The organism is Arthrobacter sp. 754, from assembly GCF_040548695.1.
Taxonomy (GTDB): Bacteria; Actinomycetota; Actinomycetes; order Actinomycetales; family Micrococcaceae; genus Arthrobacter.
The window spans coordinates 154,826-168,687 of sequence record NZ_JBEPSC010000004.1; the positions used below are offsets into that span (position 1 = coordinate 154,826).

Here is a 13,862-nt window from a genome sequence, read left to right on the forward strand (position 1 = left end):
CACCCTGACAAGTCCCTTGTGTGACGAATCAGACAACAGCCACCGGGAATGGCCGTCGGAGGGGCGCCGTTGTGGCTGACATGAAGATTGAGATCTGGTCAGACGTCGCGTGTCCCTGGTGCTACATCGGCAAGCGCCGTTTTGAAGCCGCTCTGTCCGGCTTTCCGCACCGCGACTCCGTGGATGTCACCTGGCGGAGCTACCAGCTGGACCCCACCCTCCCGGAACACTATGACGGCACCGAGCTCGATTACCTGAGCATCCGCAAAGGGATGGCGCCGCAGCAGGTCTCGCAGATGTTCGAACACGTCACGGAGCAGGCAAAGCGCGAGGGCCTGGATTACCGCTTCGACAAGGTTGTGGTAGCCAACAGCTTCACGGCCCACCGGCTGATCCACCTCGCGGCTGCGCACGGAAAGCAGGACGAAGCAAAGGAGCGCCTCCTCAGCGACCACTTCGAGCAGGGCCAGGACATCGGCAGCACGGAGTACCTCACCGCCCTGGGCAGTGAGCTGGGAATCGACGCCGATGAAGTGGCCGCGCTTTTCGCCACTGACAAGTATGCCGACGACGTCCGCGCCGACTTCGCGGAGGCCCGTGCCCTGGGCATCAGCGGCGTCCCGTTTTTTGTGATCGACCGCAAGTTCGGGCTTTCCGGCGCCCAGCCCGCCGAAACGTTCACCGCAGCCCTGAACCAGGCCTGGCAGGACGCCAACCCACTGGTACTGGTCAACTCTGCGGACGGCGAAGCGTGCGGCCCGGACGGCTGTGCTGTCTAATACCGGATTTTACTGACACATCGCGGTAAAGTGTCTGCATGCCCAGGATTTCGGCGGCGACCAATGCCGCCCAACGCGCCGAGACGCAACGCCGGGTCCTGACGGCCTTCGGCGAGCTCCTGTTCACCCACGGCCTGCCGGGGCTGACCATGACGGACGTGGCGCGGCACGCAGGAGTAGGGCGCACCGCCGTCTACAACTACTACGCCGATATTGAAGAGCTCCTGATCGCCTACGCCCTGGACGAGACCGAACGGTTCCTCGCCGAACTTCGGGAATCCCTGGCGCGGCTCGAGAACCCGGTGGAGCGGCTGGCACTGTACGTGCGCACCCAGGTGGAGGACCTGAGCCGCCGCCACCTTCCGCCAGGGCCTGCGATGGCGGCGGTGCTGTCGCCGTCGTCCTTTGCCAAACTGGCGGACCACGTGGGCGAGCTCAGCATCATGCTCCAGGGCATCCTGGGCGACGCCATGGCGCAGGGCTACCTCCCGGAAGCGGACATCAGCCAGCAGGCCCAGCTCATCCACGGCACGCTGTCCTCCAGCGCGGCCCGCGGCAGCAACGAGCCCGCTGAACTGGAGGCCCGGATCGCCCGGACCGTGCGTTTCATCCTGTTGGGTGCCGGTGCCCGGTTCGGCGACGACGGCACGCCCCAGCGCGTGGGGCTTCCGCTGTCCTGATCTCAGCCAAGGACATGGGTCCTACGGTGTGGGGGCGGCGGTGGGAATGACCGGCCATTTGGCGTCATCGGCGATCCGCCTGCTCTCCCGGGGGCAGCTGAGTTTCCCGGGAGTCTGGTCCACCTGCTCCGCCGCGGCAAGCCCTTTGTAGTCTCCTGCGAGGATCAGGTCCACGCTGGCGTCCGCCCGTCCGTCCTGGAAGTAGTCCGAGCCCGGCACGTTCCGCTGGACGCTGAAGGCCGCTGACTGCCCGGCAGCCCCGGACACCACTGCGGCAACGCCCCGGTAGCCGGCGTCAGTATTGGCCACTGAACCCACTTGGAATTTCCGGCCCAGGAGTTCATCCGCCACCGTCCTGGCCAGGCCCGGGCGGCTGGTGGAGTTGAAGACGTTCAGGTTGATCTTTTCGTGGGGGGTGTAGCCGAAACTGGCCGCGGGGCAGAGGGCCGCCGGCTCATCGCTGACTTCCGCCGCCGGGATCCTGAGCTGGCCGTTCACGATGGCCAGGGCGGTGATGACGGCGCCCACGATCAGCCCCAGCAGCAGCACCAGCACCACGCCGTGAATCACCCGCCGGCGCAGCCGGACAGGGTCGTCAGGGTCCCCCGCAGCCTCAAAGGTTGCCCGCAGTTCAGGCCCGGTCACCACGCGGTGGCCGTGCAGGACGCTGACGTCCTTCGGTTTCCTAGCCATCGATCACCAGCACGCGGGCGTGGATGGCGGTCCGCTGGTGCAGTGCGGTCCGGACAGCCCGGTGCAGCCCGTCCTCGAGGTACAGGGTTCCCTGGTATTGCACCACGTGGGGAAAGAGGTCCCCGAAGAAGGTGGAGTCCTCGGCCAGGAGCGCTTCAAGGTCCAGGGTCCGCTTGGTGGTCACCAGTTCGTCGAGGCGGACGGGACGCGGCGGCAGCGATGCCCATTGTTTGGGCGTGTTGTAGCCATGGTCGGGGTACGGGCGTCCTTCGCCCACAGCTTTGAAGATCACCATGCCACACTAGGCATCTTGGCTTCGCAAGAGAAGTGTCAGGCCCGCGGCGTCCTCAGGTTGTAGCCAAACAGTGACCATCCGTCACATCCAGGGGACTTCGCCCGCCGGCGCCGGGACGGATACCGCCGGCTGACAGAATAGAGCCATGACTGCACCCGAGTTCCCTGCCGGTTCCACGCCGGGCGTCCGCCTGCCGTCCGCTCCGCCCCTCGCGCTCCTGCTCGACGTCGACGGACCGGTCGCCAGTCCGGTGACCCGGGAGGTGAAACCGGAGATCATCGCGGACCTGGTGGCTCTCGCATCTGCCGGCATTCCGGTCATTTTCAATACCGGGCGTTCGGATTCCTTTATCCGGGAACAGGTCATGGAGCCGATGATCGCCGCCGGCATTCCCGCCGGGACGGTCATCCACGCCATCTGCGAGAAGGGTGCCGTCTGGTTCAGCTACACCTCCGCCGGACCCGGCCCCATCCACGTGGACCACGAGCTGGCCGTGCCCCGCGCCTATGGTGACGACGTCCGCAGGCTGGTGGCCGAGGACTACTCGGCCCACATGTTCTTCGACGAGACCAAGCGGGCCATGGTCTCCGTGGAGCAGCACATTGAGGTGGCTTCGGCCGATTACCTGGCCGAACAGAAGCTGTTCGACGCCGAGGCCATGGAGCTGATGGCCCGGCACGGGCTGGGCGTTGTGCGCCTGGACCACCATGAACCGAATTCCGACGACGAGGTGGACTACCGCGTGGACCCCACCATCATTTCCACGGACATCGAATCCGTGCGGCTCGGCAAGGATCTGGGGGCCAGCCGGGCCGTCGAGCTGCTGGCGGCCCAGGGCATCACCCCGCAGGCCTGGCGGACCGTGGGAGACTCCCGCACCGACTACGCCATGGCCGACTGGTTGCACCACAACGACCATCCCGTCAAGCACGTGGACGTCCGCCCGGCAGACGGAGTTCCGGTGAAGCCCTACCAGGTGCTGACCGCCACGGATCTGGGCCTCGGGGAGGATGTCATTCACGACGACGCCGGCGGGGCTTTCCTGCGCAAGTGGCGCGAGGCCGTGGACAGCTGAGCCCGGGCCGCGGGCCGCGTGCAGCCCGCCTCCGGCGTGCCCGTTTTGGCGGTACCGCTATCATTCAGATAAGAACGCATACCATTTAGACCCGACGGAGACAACCATTACAGAAGCACCTGTCCAGGACGAGATCTATTACGGCGGCCAGGCATCCGAAGAAGCACGGGTCCACACCGAGGTAACATCGCCGGCCGCTGTGGCGCGCCTGAAGAACCGGGCCGACGTCGTGCGGCACAAGGGCAGGTACGCCCTCATCAACCACAACCGGACGCCCTACCAGGCCATGGTGGAGGACCTGCTGTTCCTGCGCGGCGTCCTCGCGGGCGCGGGCCTGGACTACCTCCTGGTCCGGGGCAACAACGACCGCCCGGTCATCGCCCTTGACTGGAAGGACCGCAAGAAGCTGCGCTCTGCCCTGGTGGCGGCCTGCCGGAACGAGCCCGTCTACTCCATGACGGTGGACGCGAAAAAGAAATCCTCTGTGCTGGTGGCCGACGGGGAGCTTTCCCCGAACCGGCAGGCACGGATCTTCCGTCTCTACCGTCCGCGTGTTGAGCCCGACGGCGGTTTCGAGTTTGGTTCCTCCGCCGGTGTCCAGATTGAGCTCTGGAGCTTCGAGGGCGACCAGCTGATCCTGCCGATCGAAAACTCGCTGACCCGCCGGACCATGCTGACCCAGGACGCCGTCCGCGGAACCGTGGAACGGTACGGCCACACCTGGCCCACCATCGAGAACATGTTTGCCGACCACGCCAGCGACATCAGCTTCGACATCGATCTGGTGTTCTCCTGGGTGGACGGCAGCTCACCCGAATACATCGCAGCCCGGCGTGCCCAGCAAAAGGGCGTCGTCCTCGGCGAGGGCGATGACCATGAGGCCCGGTTCCGGCAGATCAACGAACTCAAGTACGCACTGCGCTCGGTTTACATGTTCGCCCCGTGGATCCGCAGGATCTTCATTGCCACGGACTCCCCGGCCCCGGCCTGGCTGGCAGAACACCCTTCCGTCACCATTGTCCGGAGCGAGGAGTTCTTCTCCGACCCGTCAGTGCTGCCCACGCATAACTCCCAGGCGGTAGAGTGCCAGCTCCACAACATCGAGGGGCTGTCGGAGCACTTCCTGTACTCCAATGACGACATGTTCTTCGGCCGTCCGGTGGGGCCGGACATGTTCTTCACGCCCGGCGGCATCACCAAATTCATCGAGGCAGAGACCCGGATCGGCCTCGGCGACAACGCGGCCGAGCGCAGCGGATTCGAAAACGCGGCCCGGGTCAACCGGAAGCTGCTGTGGAACCGTTTCGGCCGGATCACCACCCGCCACCTGGAGCATTCCGCTGCGCCGTTACGGCGCAGCGTCATTGACGAACTGGAACGGGAGTTCCCGGACGAGTTCAAGAAGACCGCGGCCAGCCGGTTCCGGGCCGCAGACAACGTTTCGGTAACCAACTCGCTGTACCACTACTACGCGCTTCTGACCGGGCATGCGGTCACGCAGACCGCTGCCAAGGTGCGTTATGTGGATACCACCATGAAGGCCGGGCTGAATTACCTGCCCAAGCTCCTGGCCAAGCGGAACGTGGACTTCTTCTGCCTGAACGACGGCAGTTTCCCGGAGGTCCCGGCTGACGAACGCGCAGAGCTGGTGACCGACTTCCTGGAGAAGTACTACCCGATCAAGGCCCCCTGGGAAATCTAGCCCGGATGGAAGATCCGGCCCTGAAGGTCAGGCCTGGGGCCTAGCCCACCAGGGGCAGCCCGGCCTTTGCCCCGGCCGTAGCCTTGGCCTTTTCGGGTATCCGGACGCCGGCTTCGGCGAGCCGCCGTGCGGACTCCTCGGGTGTCACGTACTCGCCCACGGTGTGGGTGCTGCCCATGGGTACCACGGAGTGGACGATTGTGTGTTCGTAGACGTGGACCAGGTTGAACGCCTGGCCGCCGTCGCGTCCGCGCGTGCCGCCCACCGGCACGTTGAGGTCCTGCGTGTAGCACGATGCGGAGGCGACCGAAACGGGTACGCCGGCGAAACTGGCCGTGGTCGAATAGTGCAGGTGACCTGCCAGGATGGTGCGGACGTCCGAGTTACGGACCACTGCTGCCAGGGACGCCTGGTCCCTGAGTTCCACCAGGACGGAGAGGTCCAGGACGGACGGAACCGGGGGATGATGCAATGCAAGGATGGTGCCGTCCGGGGCCGGAGTCTCGAGTTCCCGGCTGAGCCATTCCAACTGTTCTGCGCTCAGTTCACCGTGGTGGAAGCCCGGCACGGAGGTGTCCATGGTGATGACGCGCAGGCCATTGAGGAAATAGCTGTGGTCCACGGGGTCATCGGTTCCCACCTGGTCCAGCAGGCCCCTGCGGAAGTTCGCCCGGTCGTCATGGTTTCCCATTGCCCAGATGACCTGGGCGCCCATCTCCCGGCAGGCCGGATCGACGATGGCCCGGAGCTTGGCGTAGGCCTCGGCCTCGCCCCGGTCCGCAAGATCGCCGGTAAAAATTACGGCTTCTGGCCTGGCGCCGGAGGCCCGGACTTCCTCAAAAAGCTGAAAAAGCCTGGCTTCGCTGTCAACTGCGCCGTAGAGGGGGTCCGGACCCCCCATCAGATGGGGGTCGCTCAGGTGAAGAAGGAAGTGGCGTGGCCGGGGGTGTTCGGCCTCGATGTGCTTCATTGCTACCTCTATGGTCGGCGGGAAGCTGCTCTTCCCTTCTACCTTCAGTACGCCTAATCCAACCAGACATTTGGCAAACATTAGGCAAATCGCCGTCGCCGAATTGGAAAAAGGCAAAAGAATTACTGCCGGGACGCGTCCAAAGCGGACGCTCCGGCACTCGTCAGGACAGGACCTCCTCAATAGCGTCGATGATCTCGGCAGAATCAGGTTCGACTGCGGGCGCGAAGCGGGCCACCACTTTGCCTTCGCGGCTGACCAGGAACTTCTCGAAGTTCCACTTCACGAGCCCGGGCAACATTCCGGACTTGAATTTCGTCAGTTCTGCGTAGAGCGGATGCTGGTTCCTGCCCCGGACATCAGCCTTGGACGTCAGCGGGAATGTTACGCCGAAGTTCCGTTCACAGAATTCCGCGATTTCCGGGTCGTCTCCGGGTTCCTGGCCGGCGAACTGGTTGCAGGGCACTCCAAGGACTTCCAGGCCGCGGTCCCGGAACTTTCCGTAGAGGGTCTCGAGCCCGGCGTACTGCTGGGTGAAGCCGCAGTTGGAGGCCACATTGACCACCAGCACAGCGTTTCCGTCGAAGCGGCCGAAGTCGGTCTCGGAGCCGTCGTTGAGAGTGAGGGGAATGGAGTACAGGGCCGTCATGATGGGGACCTTCCGAAGTGGGTCATACGGGTGATTCGTAGCCAAGAGGCCATCGTACGGGTCCACTGCGGTGCCTCCTCTCAGGATCCGGCCGCCGGGGCGGTGGAGGTTTCCCCGCTGACGGGATCCGCTGTGGGAGACCCCGTGGCAGGCGTTGGTTCAGCTGTTGGCGTTGACGTTGGCTCCTGCGTCCTGCGGGCCCGCCAACCGGATGCCGGCGTTGTGGTGGAAGTGGACGTCGGCGTCCCGGTCTTCGTCGTCGTCGGTGTCGGCGTAGGCGTAGGCGTGGGCGTGGGCGTGGCAGTGCCCGACGACGTCGTGCCCGTCGGCGTGGGCGACGGCGTGGCAGTGCCCAACGACGTCGTGCCCGTCGGCGTGGGCGACGGCGTGGCAGTGCCCGACGACGTCGTGCCCGTCGGAGTCGGCGACGGCGTGGCAGTGCCCGACGACGTCGTGCCCGTCGGAGTCGGCGACGGCGTCGCAGTGCCCGACGACGTCGTGCCCGTCGGAGTAGGCGTCGGCGTCGCAGTGCCCGTCGGCGCCGGAGAGGCGCTGGGTGTCGCTTCCTGTGTTCCGGCGGCGGGGGCAGTGGGATCAGGGCTGGGCGGGTCGCGCAGTTCGTCGTCGCCGAAAAGCACCCTGTGGGTCTGGTCCGCCGCGACCGGGATGGCCCAGCGGAGTGCCTCTGCGGCCGGGGACGGAGGGCTGGCCTCGAAACTCACCATGTCGATGTCGGCCAGGTCATCCACCTGCCGGATGGGAATCAGGGTCCAGGTAAGCGGGCTGGTGTGTTTGCCCCCGAGTATCGTTTCGAAATGCAGATGGCAGCCGGTTGACCAGCCGGTAGTCCCGACCCGCGCGATCACCTGGCCCACCTGAACGGAATCGCCGGTATGCACGGCGATGGCCTTCAAGTGGTTGTAAGTGGTGATGAGGCCGTTGCCGTGATCGATCTCCACCCGGTTGCCGCCACCCCAGGGGTGCCAGCCCGCGGCGCGCACCACACCCGAGTCGGCCGCGTAGACCCTGGTGCCGCATCGGGCCGCATAGTCCTGCCCGAGATGGAAGTCGCCGCCGGAGCCGGTCAGCGGACTGACCCGGTACCCAAAGGGCGAACTCGGATTGAGCACTTCCAGCGGCGCCATCAGTGACCCCTTGGGCGGCCGCTTCAGGTCCGCTGACGCCACGTTGAGCTTGGGATGAGCTCCCTTTCTGACTGTCCTGACGATGGTTCTATTGAAGGGAACCAGCGCCCTGGCGTCGGTCACGAAGCCGCCGGCCTGGGCCGGTAGCGCCGGCTGTTCGACGGTTCCGGACGGTGGGGGTGCGGCTGAGGACAAGGGGGCCGCCGATACTGCAGAACCGGCGCTCACAGCGGCGGGACCGCCGTCGGACGTTCCACCGAACTGAGGGGCCCACGGGAGGCCGAGGGCAAGGGCCGACGCAGCAACGGCGGCGGCCGACGCGAAGACGCGCACGGCTACAGCACAGGGCCCAGCGGACTCCCTATCGCGGCCTGATCCCCAATGATTTCCCACAAATCGACTCCCGGATAGACCCAACCCGGACCCCAATCCGAACAGGCGTACTCTCCCATGGGAACACATTGGATCGAACCTGTGAACCCCGGCCCCAGCCGCATTGTGGATATTTTGTGGACCCCTGCCCTTGCAGCCCCTGGGAGCAGGAATCTGAGTCAGAATGGGGTATGCGCAACCTCCTGAGGGAATGGCAGGGCGAACTGAAGCGGGCCTTCACGGGCAGCTCCGATGCGCTTCCGGATTGGGTTCCGCGCCTGGCCCAAGGGGATGACCCCGGCTATCACCTGCCGGGCTCGGCAGTGTGGGCGGTGCACGGTTCCATGCCCACCATTGTCGCGGGGATCCGGGCGTTGCTTATGCAGGCACTCCACCCCGCAGCGCTGGCAGGGGTCCACGAGCATTCGAATTTTCGGGAGGATCCGCTGGGACGGCTGGCCAGGACCATCCGCTGGATCTTTACGGTCACGTACGGTTCCAAAGCCGCCGCCGAGGAAGCCTCGGCCCGCCTCCGGCGCCTGCACGAGCCTGTCCAGGGCAGCTACATCAACGGCCACGGCCTGCAGCTGGGTTACGCGGCCAACGATCCCGATCTGGCCAGGTGGGTTCACATCGCCTTTGTGGACGCGTTTCTGACGGCCCACAAACTCTGGGGCGGCGCCATCCCCGGCGGCCCGGATGCCTACGTCCGCGAGTGGGCACAGGCGGGGCTGTTGATGGGGGTGGAGGATCCGCCGTTGAGCGAAGCCGAGATGCGGCGGCAACTGGACCGCTGGTATGACGACGGCGAGCTCCGGGCGGACAGCCGGCTCGCAGAGACTGTTGAGTTCCTCCGCAATCCCCCGCTGCACCCGCTGCTGCGTCCGGGATACCGGGTGATGTTCGCCGGAGCCGTTTACAGCCTTGAGCCGAAGTACCGCCGGATGCTAGGCCTCAGCGTGCCGTCCGTGGGGCCGTTCCCCCTGCCGGTGCGGCCCGCAACCAAGGCGACTCTCGGCGTCGTACGCCTCGCGTTGGGGCGTCAAGGACCCAGCGAGCTCGCGGCCCGCGAACGGCTCCGTCGGCTGGGCTACAGCTTAGACCGCTGAGTGTGAACCCACAGGCCGTCCGATGCCGGAACTGACTGGGCGACTGACCGCACGTGAGCCCTGAATCCACGAAGAGAAACAAAAATCCCGGCCCTGACGTAAGTCAGGACCGGGATTTGGTTGCGCGGAGAATGGGGGATTTGAACCCCCGAGGGCGTTAACCCAACACGCGTTCCAGGCGTGCGCCATAGGCCGCTAGGCGAATTCTCCAGCTGCTTCTGAATCAAAAGCAGATACTAGACTACCTGAACTTTTCGACTCCGCCCAATTGGCGCCTTGGCCCCCCGCCGCTGTGGCGGGCGCGCCGGAACGGAAGTGTCGGGCCGGCCGGAACGGAACCTGCGCCTTAACGCCAAAATGGACGCCCCCAACGCGCCCATTCCACCGGTACCCGTTGAGCTGCCGGGTCCGGCCCTCGCGCCAGGCCCCGCAGCTCACAATCTTGAGATTGCCCCAATCGGTGTACATACCCATGATCAGGCCTGCCCGCCGGATAAGCAATGAAAAGTGGGCGCGGACACCGGCAGGTGTTGGCAGGATGGGACCATGACGCGCCTGCACGCCCTGGTGGTATATGTCCCTACTACCCATACCGGGATGCTGTTGTCGGCTATCGGCGACGCCGGCGCAGGCCAGATCGGTGACTATTCACATTGTTCCTTCGTCACGCCGGGGACCGGGCGGTTCACACCGCGGCCGGGCGCCTCGCCCTTTATCGGCGAGGTGGGGAAATCTGCCACAGTGAACGAAGACAGGATCGAATGCGTCGTTGACGAAGTGCTGCTCGACGCCGTCGTGCGGGCCCTGCGCGTCGCCCACCCGTACGAGGAACCTGCTTTCATGAGTTGGCCGGTGGATGGCTGGCGGTAGAAGGCTGAGCGTCGCCTGGCCTGAGCCGGGCTCTCCTGGCCTGATTGCGGGACGCCCGGCCGCGTCCGGACCTTCCTGAATCTTCGGGTAAACTTATCTGCGGCCCCTCATGTGGCGTCATCCTGTTGAACTCCCCCAGGACCGGAAGGTAGCAAGGGTAAACGGGCTCTGGCGGGTGCATGGGGGGTCTTTACTATTCCCCAGAGGGCCCACCAGCGAGGAATCCTGATTGTCGGCCCGGATTGGTAGTGTTTTCCCGTGACTGCTACTACCACCGCCCTTTACCGCAGATACCGTCCGGACTCCTTCGCTGACGTTATCGGGCAGGAACATGTCACCGAGCCGCTGATGACGGCCCTGCGGAAAAACCGCGTCAACCACGCCTACCTTTTCTCGGGCCCGCGCGGCTGCGGAAAAACCACCTCCGCGCGCATTCTGGCCCGCTGCCTGAATTGCGCGCAGGGTCCCACGGACACTCCCTGCGGAACCTGCCCCAGCTGCGTTGAACTTGCCCGGGGCGGCTCCGGATCGCTGGATGTCATCGAGATCGACGCGGCGAGCCACGGCGGCGTCGACGACGCCCGCGACCTCCGCGAACGCGCAACCTATGCCCCGGTACGGGACCGCTACAAGATCTTCATCATTGACGAGGCCCACATGGTCACGTCGGCCGGCTTCAACGCGCTCCTCAAAATCGTTGAAGAGCCACCGGAGCACATCAAGTTCATCTTCGCCACCACGGAGCCGGACAAAGTCATCGGAACCATCCGTTCCCGGACCCACCACTACCCTTTCCGGCTTGTTCCGCCGGAGCCGCTGATGGCGTACCTGGAGCTTCTGTGCAACCAGGAGAACGTGCCGGTTGCCCCAGGCGTGCTCTCCCTGGTGGTCCGGGCGGGCGGCGGTTCGGTCCGGGATTCCCTCTCGGTACTGGACCAGCTGATGGCCGGCGCCGGTCCCAACGGCCTTGATTACGAACTGGCGGTGGCCCTCCTCGGCTACACCCACGCCTCGCTGCTGGATGACGTGGTGGAAGCCATTGCCGCTTCCGACGCCGCCACCGTGTTCCGCGCCGTGGACCGCGTCATTCAGACCGGGCACGATCCACGCCGGTTTGTCGAGGACCTGCTGGAACGCTTCCGCGATCTGATCGTGGTCCAGGCCATGCCCGAAAGCGCCCAGGTCATTCTGCGCGGCATGCCCGCGGACCAGATTGCCCGCCTCCAGAACCAGGCGCACAACCTTGGTGCCGCCGAGCTCTCGCGTGCCGCGGATGTTACCAACACGGCCTTGACCGAGATGACCGGTGCCACGTCACCCCGCCTCCACCTTGAGCTCCTGTGCGCCCGCATCCTGCTGCCGAGCTCGGAACAGAGCGAACGCGGCATTGCAGCCCGCATTGACCGCGTGGAGCGTCGCCTCAATTACGCCGGGAACGACGCCGGCGCTCCCGCCCCGGCAGCCCCGCAGCCAGCTCCGCAGACCGCTGCGGTACAGCCAGCTGCAGCCGTGCAGCAGCCTGCGGCGGAACAGCCAACCGCAGCTCCCGCAGCTCGTGCGGCTGGACCCGCCGCACCCCAGGTCCCCCCGACGGCAGAAACCCGCCCGGCTCTGACAGCGCCCAGGGTGAGCACCAACGACTGGCCTGTTGAAGAGCCCGTGGGCAGCCGGCCCTCTCCTGCCGCGTCCGGTGCAGCTCGTACGCCATCCCGGGAGGACCGCACTGAAGCCGAGGGACGCGCTCCCTCGCAGGCAGGTCCTGTCGCCGAGGTCTCCCCCGCCAAACCGCCGGCCGCCGCGCCGCCGGCCGCACCGTCGCCTGCCGCGCCACCGGGCGCAGGTGCCCCAGCCTCCGGTGTTCAGGCCCCTTCCCCTGCAGCAGCCGCAGCACCGGTAACCGCCGGGCCTGCGTCGGCCGGCGACGTCGAAGTCCTGCGCCGCGCGTGGCCGGAGGTCCTGCAGACGCTGTCCAAGATCAAGCGCAGCACCTGGGCGCTGGTGGAACCGAACGCCCAGGTCGGCGCCTTTGACGGCCAGGTTCTGACGCTTTCCTTCACCACCACGGGGTTGGCGGGAGCTTTCGGCCGGGCCGACCATTCGGAAAACCTCCGCCAGGCGATCCACAAAACAGTCGGCATCGACTGCCAGATCACAGCCGTCGCAGGCGGCGCCAGCAGCGCAGCGAGCTCTGAGCCAAACCCAAAAGCACCCGCTAGCCCGGAAACTCCGGCGAGTTCCGCCGACGTCGCCTGGGGCCTGGCCCCTGCAGGCGCGGTTTCCCCGCCAGCGGCCGGTGCGGCCTCACCGGCACCTGCAGCCCCGGCTGTCGAACCGGCTCCGCCAGCAGCTCCGCACCCCACGGCCGTTGCACCAGAACAGCCCAGCGCCCAGCCTTCCGCGCTGCAGAATCAGGGGCCAGAGGTTGGGCCGCGGCAGGAACCGCGGTCACAGGGACGCACCTCGCCCGAGGATCCCAAGGATCCCGCGGATCCTGCACCGGTCCGGCCGAACGCCGCCGCTGTCGACGACGGATCATACGCCTATTCGGACGACGACTGGGGTCCCCCGCGCGACGAAGATGCTCCGCCGCTGGACGAGGAACCACCCATGGACTGGGACCCGTCCGCTCCTGCCGTGCCGGGGCGCCCGGCTGCGCTGGCCGAGCCCTCGCGGCAGGAATCCCCGCCCGCTCCAGCGGGCAAAAGGGCACCCCGAACGGTTCAGCGGGCTGCCCCTGCCAGCGGTTCCAGGGGCGCCGCCGCCGTCGCTCCATCGCAAACTGATCAAGCCCCTGATCCTTGGGCGCGTGCGGTCGAGCAGGCACCCGGAATCTGGGTCATCGGCTCAGAGACCAACGTGGGCAAAGGCATCGAAGCGTCCGTCACCACCAAGGAACTCACGGCCGCCCCTGCACCCAGCTACGAGCCAGCCACGGCGCAGGTCCCGCAGGCTCCACAAGTGAATGGCCTGTCCGACGCCGACGCCAGCTGGGGCCTGCTTCCCAGCGACGCAGGCCAGGCAGGCGAACCGGCGCGCCAGGTTCAAGAGGCTCCCGGACCTCAACCGACGGCACCCCAGGCCGGGGAACCAGCGGATCCACAGGCCCCGGCTTCTCAGGCCGCGGCCCCGGAGCCGGCGGCAGTCCCCGAGTACGCCATGGCGTCAGCTGTTGCGCCTGCCGCCCACCTTCAGCCCGCTCCTGCCGCCTCGGCGTCGGCGGCGGCGGCCCGGCAAAGCCTCTACCAGAGGCTGTCCAACAGCCCTGAAGCGGAAGCCGGACGGGCCAAAGCTCCGGCCCGGGCGGTGGCCACTCTGGTCCAGGACATTCCCAGTGCCGACGATGAAACCATCGAGGAATCCGGTGTCTTTGGACGCGCCGCCGTCGAGCGTATTCTGGGCGGGAAGCTGATCGAGGAACGGTCTTCGGACGGCAGCCCCATCGTTCCAAGGTTCTAGGGCCGGCAATACCGCTGCACACCTGCGCAACCGCGCCTGTGGCTCCATCCATCTCCAAACCCAAAAG

At 66.4% G+C, this 13,862-nt stretch carries 12 protein-coding genes, 1 tRNA gene and 1 other RNA gene; 8 read left to right on the plus strand and 6 right to left on the minus strand.

The window, feature by feature from the left end; genetic code table 11:
- The first annotated feature begins 80 nt into the window (after positions 1-80).
- Both ABIA70_RS12785 and ABIA70_RS12790 read left to right on the plus strand, forming a co-directional pair.
- Positions 81-779 carry a DsbA family oxidoreductase gene (locus ABIA70_RS12785; protein ID WP_354148305.1) on the plus strand — a complete coding sequence of 233 codons (699 nt, stop codon included), beginning with the start codon at positions 81-83 and terminating at the stop codon, positions 777-779.
- 38 nt (positions 780-817) lie between these two features.
- Positions 818-1,459 carry a TetR/AcrR family transcriptional regulator gene (locus ABIA70_RS12790; RefSeq protein WP_354147942.1) on the plus strand — a complete coding sequence of 214 codons (642 nt, stop codon included), beginning with the start codon at positions 818-820 and terminating at the stop codon, positions 1,457-1,459.
- Positions 1,460-1,480: 21 nt separating this feature from the next.
- Here ABIA70_RS12790 and ABIA70_RS12795 read toward each other — a convergent pair whose 3' ends face one another.
- Both ABIA70_RS12795 and ABIA70_RS12800 read right to left on the minus strand, forming a co-directional pair.
- Positions 1,481-2,152 carry a LytR C-terminal domain-containing protein gene (locus tag ABIA70_RS12795; protein ID WP_354147943.1) on the minus strand — a complete coding sequence of 224 codons (672 nt, stop codon included), beginning with the start codon at positions 2,150-2,152 and terminating at the stop codon, positions 1,481-1,483.
- Positions 2,145-2,444 (minus strand): type II toxin-antitoxin system VapB family antitoxin, encoded by a 300-nt coding sequence (locus ABIA70_RS12800; protein WP_181365168.1) that lies wholly within the window; start codon positions 2,442-2,444, stop codon positions 2,145-2,147. Before ABIA70_RS12800 ends, ABIA70_RS12795 begins: the two co-directional genes overlap by 8 nt.
- A 148-nt stretch (positions 2,445-2,592) precedes the next feature.
- Between ABIA70_RS12800 and ABIA70_RS12805 the strand changes: the two genes are divergently transcribed.
- Together ABIA70_RS12805 and ABIA70_RS12810 are read left to right on the plus strand one after the other, a co-directional pair.
- Complete coding sequence (locus ABIA70_RS12805; RefSeq protein ID WP_354147944.1) at positions 2,593-3,522, plus strand: Cof-type HAD-IIB family hydrolase; 930 nt, start codon at positions 2,593-2,595, stop codon at positions 3,520-3,522.
- Positions 3,523-3,808: 286 nt separating this feature from the next.
- Positions 3,809-5,224: a stealth family protein gene (locus tag ABIA70_RS12810; RefSeq protein ID WP_354148306.1), complete on the plus strand. Its 1,416-nt coding sequence runs from the start codon at positions 3,809-3,811 to the stop codon at positions 5,222-5,224.
- Between the two features lie 40 nt (positions 5,225-5,264).
- Here the strand turns inward: ABIA70_RS12810 and ABIA70_RS12815 are convergent, their stop codons facing one another.
- From ABIA70_RS12815 to ABIA70_RS12825, 3 genes are all read right to left on the minus strand, one after another.
- Positions 5,265-6,194, minus strand: a complete 930-nt coding sequence (locus ABIA70_RS12815; RefSeq protein WP_354147945.1) for a phosphodiesterase — start codon at positions 6,192-6,194, stop codon at positions 5,265-5,267.
- Between the two features lie 163 nt (positions 6,195-6,357).
- Positions 6,358-6,843 carry a glutathione peroxidase gene (locus tag ABIA70_RS12820; protein ID WP_354148307.1) on the minus strand — a complete coding sequence of 162 codons (486 nt, stop codon included), beginning with the start codon at positions 6,841-6,843 and terminating at the stop codon, positions 6,358-6,360.
- Positions 6,844-6,923: 80 nt separating this feature from the next.
- Complete coding sequence (locus ABIA70_RS12825) at positions 6,924-8,450, minus strand: M23 family metallopeptidase (protein WP_354147946.1); 1,527 nt, start codon at positions 8,448-8,450, stop codon at positions 6,924-6,926.
- Positions 8,451-8,551: 101 nt separating this feature from the next.
- On the opposite strand from ABIA70_RS12825, the gene ABIA70_RS12830 reads away from it, so the two are divergent.
- Complete coding sequence (locus ABIA70_RS12830) at positions 8,552-9,469, plus strand: oxygenase MpaB family protein (protein ID WP_354147947.1); 918 nt, start codon at positions 8,552-8,554, stop codon at positions 9,467-9,469.
- 125 nt (positions 9,470-9,594) lie between these two features.
- On the opposite strand, the gene ABIA70_RS12835 is transcribed toward ABIA70_RS12830, so the two are convergent.
- A tRNA-Ser gene (locus tag ABIA70_RS12835) sits at positions 9,595-9,679 on the minus strand.
- Positions 9,680-10,015: 336 nt separating this feature from the next.
- Here ABIA70_RS12835 and ABIA70_RS12840 point away from each other — a divergent pair.
- From ABIA70_RS12840 to ABIA70_RS12850, 3 genes are all read left to right on the plus strand, one after another.
- Positions 10,016-10,339, plus strand: a complete 324-nt coding sequence (locus tag ABIA70_RS12840) for a YqfO family protein (protein WP_354147948.1) — start codon at positions 10,016-10,018, stop codon at positions 10,337-10,339.
- A gap of 98 nt (positions 10,340-10,437) precedes the next feature.
- Positions 10,438-10,534: signal recognition particle sRNA small type (gene ffs / locus ABIA70_RS12845), an RNA gene on the plus strand.
- Positions 10,535-10,597: 63 nt separating this feature from the next.
- Entirely contained in the window at positions 10,598-13,795 is a 3,198-nt protein-coding gene (locus ABIA70_RS12850; RefSeq protein WP_354147949.1) for a DNA polymerase III subunit gamma and tau, read from the plus strand.
- Positions 13,796-13,862: the final 67 nt, after the last annotated feature.